At 62.6% G+C, this 3,468-nt stretch carries 4 protein-coding genes; 2 read left to right on the top strand and 2 right to left on the bottom strand.

Features of this window, described 5'->3' with window-relative positions; translation table 11 throughout:
• Positions 1 to 680, top strand: a 680-nt coding sequence (locus V5A38_RS14540; protein WP_332326482.1) for a transposase, incomplete at its 5' end; no start/stop codon positions are given.
• Between the two features lie 50 nt (positions 681 to 730).
• Here V5A38_RS14540 and V5A38_RS14535 read toward each other — a convergent pair.
• Both V5A38_RS14535 and V5A38_RS14530 read right to left on the bottom strand, forming a co-directional pair.
• The gene (locus V5A38_RS14535) at positions 731 to 1,273 is read right to left on the bottom strand and encodes a phosphopantetheine adenylyltransferase (RefSeq protein ID WP_332326481.1); all 543 of its coding nucleotides are present in this window, start codon (positions 1,271 to 1,273) and stop codon (positions 731 to 733) included.
• Positions 1,274 to 1,307: 34 nt separating this feature from the next.
• Positions 1,308 to 1,880 (bottom strand): winged helix-turn-helix domain-containing protein, encoded by a 573-nt coding sequence (locus tag V5A38_RS14530; RefSeq protein WP_332326480.1) that lies wholly within the window; start codon positions 1,878 to 1,880, stop codon positions 1,308 to 1,310.
• A gap of 313 nt (positions 1,881 to 2,193) precedes the next feature.
• On the opposite strand from V5A38_RS14530, the gene V5A38_RS14525 reads away from it, so the two are divergent.
• Positions 2,194 to 3,402: a Xaa-Pro peptidase family protein gene (locus tag V5A38_RS14525; RefSeq protein WP_332326479.1), complete on the top strand. Its 1,209-nt coding sequence runs from the start codon at positions 2,194 to 2,196 to the stop codon at positions 3,400 to 3,402.
• Positions 3,403 to 3,468 lie beyond the last annotated feature (66 nt).

The raw sequence follows: 3,468 nt of genomic DNA, 5'->3' as shown, positions 1-3,468 counted from the left end.
TGGGTGTTGATCTCGGCATCAACAACTTGGCTGCGCTCGCCTACGAGGGGGGACACAGCGAGCTGTACCCACTGAACTGCCTGAAGCAGGACGACTACTACTTCAGCAAGTGCATCGCTCGGTGTGACGACTCGAACTCCGAGAAGGCTACGCGATTGAACCAAAAGAAGTCTCGACGGCGCACTCACTACTTCCACACCCTCTCGAAACACATCGTACAGCGATGCGTTGAGGAAAGTGTTGGAACAATAGTGGTGGGCGACCTCTCCGGTATCCGTGAAGATGGGGAGAGTGACGAGGCGAAGAACTGGGGCAAACACGGCAACCTTGACCTGCATTCATGGGCGTTCGACCGCTTCACCGACCTCCTCGAATACAAAGCAGAGATGGAGGGCATCACAGTTGAAGGGGTATCCGAGCGAGATACGTCGAAGTCATGTTCGTGTTGTGGTCGCAAACGTGACGCGAACCGTGTGGAACGCGGGTTATACGTGTGCGACGAATGCGGCATGGTGGCGAATGCAGACGTGAACGGTGCTGAGAACATTCGACAGAAAGTATCTCCGAGTCCCGTCACGGACGGCGGTGATAGGAGTAACGGCTGGTTGGCACAGCCATCGACGTTCCTGTTTGACAAGGAAACTGGTGTGTTCGCACCTCAAGAACAGGTCACGTCGTAAACCACAATATCCCAACGCGGGAATCCTCGCCCTTCAGGGCGGGGAGGATGTCAATCGTGGGGCCCCAGTTCGTTGTCGACGCAGTTCTGCTGCTGGCCGTCAGACGGCGGCGTTTTCCCGCGGCCCTCGCGTTCGGGGGTGAGGTTTCCGTGTCGATCGATTTCACCGGAGACGATGCGCGTCGAGGAGATTCGGTTGCCGTCCTCGGCGGTGATGTGGCCGACGACTTCGATGCGTAGCGGGTCCTGGTCGCGTTCCTCCCGGATCTCGTTGATGCGCTCGCCCCCATTTCGGGTCTCCGGCGAGACGACGAGTGCGTCGAACTGCTCCTCGGTGGCAATACCGGTTGGCTCGGTGAGTTCTCGCACTTCGAACTCCCGGTCGTACTCCTCGGCGAGCGGTTCGAGCTCCGCTTCCAGTTCCGCTTTTCGCCTCTCATATGGGCGGACGTACCGCTCGAGATGTCTGGTTTCCGGCGCCAACTCGTCGGAGGTGAGCCCAACAGTCACGTCGCCGAGCTCGAACGCCCGACGGAAGAGCGCGAGATGGCCGTCGTGAACGGGGTCGAACGTACCCCCCAGCGCGACCTGCATACGTCCCGATGTGCTCGCCGGGGTTAAAAGGGCGTCACTCCGCGTCGGTGTCGGCCTCGTGTCCCTCACTCTCGACGGGGTCGGGCGCGTCCCCCTGCGATTCGTCGCCCACCCCCGAGCTCTCGTCGCTGACGGAGATGGTGATCGGGCCGTCGTCGTCGCCGTCGTCGCCACGGCTCAGCCTGTCGTCGAGGTTGAAGACGGCGTTAAGCTGGTTCTGGACCTGGCCGACCGCCTCAGAGACGAGTTCGCTCGGCGAGATCGCCTCGTACTCGTAGGGGTTGTTGCCCGCGCCCGCACTCTCCCGTTTCCCGCGGATGACTTTCGACTCCTCGTTGAGTTCGGCGAGCGCCTCACGAACCGTGCTCGGATAGAGACCGGTCCCCTCGGCGACCTCCTCGCTGGTGCTGTTGGGCTTCTGCCGGAGATACACGTAGATGCGTGCTCGGGTCTCGGTGTCGAGCAGCCAGGCAAGCAGGTCGACAACGCTCTGGTCGAACTCCCCGATCGCCTTATCGGCACCCTCCTCCAGGCGCTCTCGCGCCGCCTGTATCTCGCTTTCTCCCTGCTCTCCCGTCTCCTCGGTCTGTGAATCCTGGCCAGACATATGTTCTCGGTCGAAGGTCACAACTCTGTGCTGATAAACGTTTGGCGCTCCCCTGATAGTGATTACTGCGAGTCCGTCCCGCCGTGACGATCCGTGTCGGTGATGGGAGCTGCTGAATCAGCGTCTTTCGATACCGTCTCTGAACCTATTCGCCGTAATCACTATGAGTCGGCCGCCAGCCAGCCGGTACAGGACAGTAAGGCACGAACTATGCAGCGGGTCGGTGTGGTCGATGTCGGCCCCGCCGCCCCGTATTGGTGCACGTTACCGGTTGGTTCATCTTTTTCACCCGAGTTCCACAAAGTCGAGGTGTATGCTGACACAACTACCGACCGGCGAGTTCGAAGCACGCATCGAAGCTGCGCGGGACGAGCTATCGGCGGCGGGCCACGACGCACTCTGTCTGTTCTCGGCGACGAGCGTCGAGTGGCTCTCGGGATTTCACCATCTCCAGACCGAGCGGCCGGTCTGTCTGGCGGTCACCGACGATGCCGTCGAGGTGTCGGTGCCGCGGCTGGAGGCCGACCGGGCCGAGAGCGAGGAGTTCCCCACTATCGAGCAGGTTCACGTCTACTACGACTATCCGGGGAACGACGGTGGGGACTACCCGGTCCACAACGGGCGTACCCCCGAAGAAGCCATCGCGGCGATGCTCGACGGCCTCGGCGTCGAGCGCGTCGCCGCGGACTCCGACGGCGCACCGGGCTACTGGGGCTACTCGGGCCCCTCGCTCGCGGAGCTCGCCGACGTCGAGGTCGAGACCGTCGACTGGGTCACCGAGTGGCGCAAGGAGAAATCCGCGATCGAGTTCGACCTAATGCGTCACTCCGCGATGTGGGGGAACCTCGCCCACCGTTATCTCGCGGAGTACGCCGAGCCGGGGAAACACGAGCTCTGGGTGGCCAAACGGGCGAGCCTCGACGCGTCCATGTCGATGCTCGACGCGCTCGGTGAGCGGTACGAGTCCCACCTGCGTGGGGGGTTCCCGGCCGGCTGTGGGTTCCTCTCCGGGGAGAACACCGCCCTCCCCCACGGGCTGACTGTGAACCGCCGACTCCGAGAGGGCGACGTGCTCGTGACCGGCGCGAGCGCGAACGTCGGCGGCTACAAGAGCGAGCTCGAACGCACGATGTTCATGGGCGAGCCGACGGGAACGCAGCGAAACCGTTTCGAGATCATGCTGGAATCCCAGAGCATCGCGCTCGAGAAATCCGGGCCAGGCGTTCCCTGTGCGGACGTCGACCAGGCGGTACACGACTATCTCCACGAACAGGGTGTGCTCGAGAACGCCCAGCACCACACCGGGCACAACCTCGGGATGGAGGCCCACGAGCGGGAGTTCATCGACCGCGGGAGCGACGAGGTGATGCAGCCTGGCCACGCCTACTCCATCGAGCCCGGTATCTACTTCCCTGACGACGCCGGCTATCGCCACTCCGACACCATCCTCATCACCGAGGACGGCACCGAGCAGATCACGTTCTACCCGCGTGATCTGGAGTCGAACATCATCCACTGGTGAGCAACGGAGTACTCATAGTGATTACGGCGAATAGGTGCATCGACGGTGTCGAACGCCGCCGGTTCA

Source organism: Halolamina sp., from assembly GCF_036626355.1.
Taxonomy (GTDB): Archaea; Halobacteriota; Halobacteria; order Halobacteriales; family Haloferacaceae; genus Halolamina.
This window is presented reverse-complemented; position numbering and strand designations above follow the sequence as displayed.

What these genes read in the sequence shown, in the direction of transcription:
- V5A38_RS14535 (WP_332326481.1), bottom strand. Translation starts at nt 1,273, where the DNA reads ATGCAGGTCGCGCTGGGGGGTACGTTCGACCCCGTTCACGACGGCCAT.
- V5A38_RS14530 (WP_332326480.1), bottom strand. Translation starts at nt 1,880, where the DNA reads ATGTCTGGCCAGGATTCACAGACCGAGGAGACGGGAGAGCAGGGAGAA.
- V5A38_RS14525 (WP_332326479.1), top strand. Translation starts at nt 2,194, where the DNA reads ATGCTGACACAACTACCGACCGGCGAGTTCGAAGCACGCATCGAAGCT.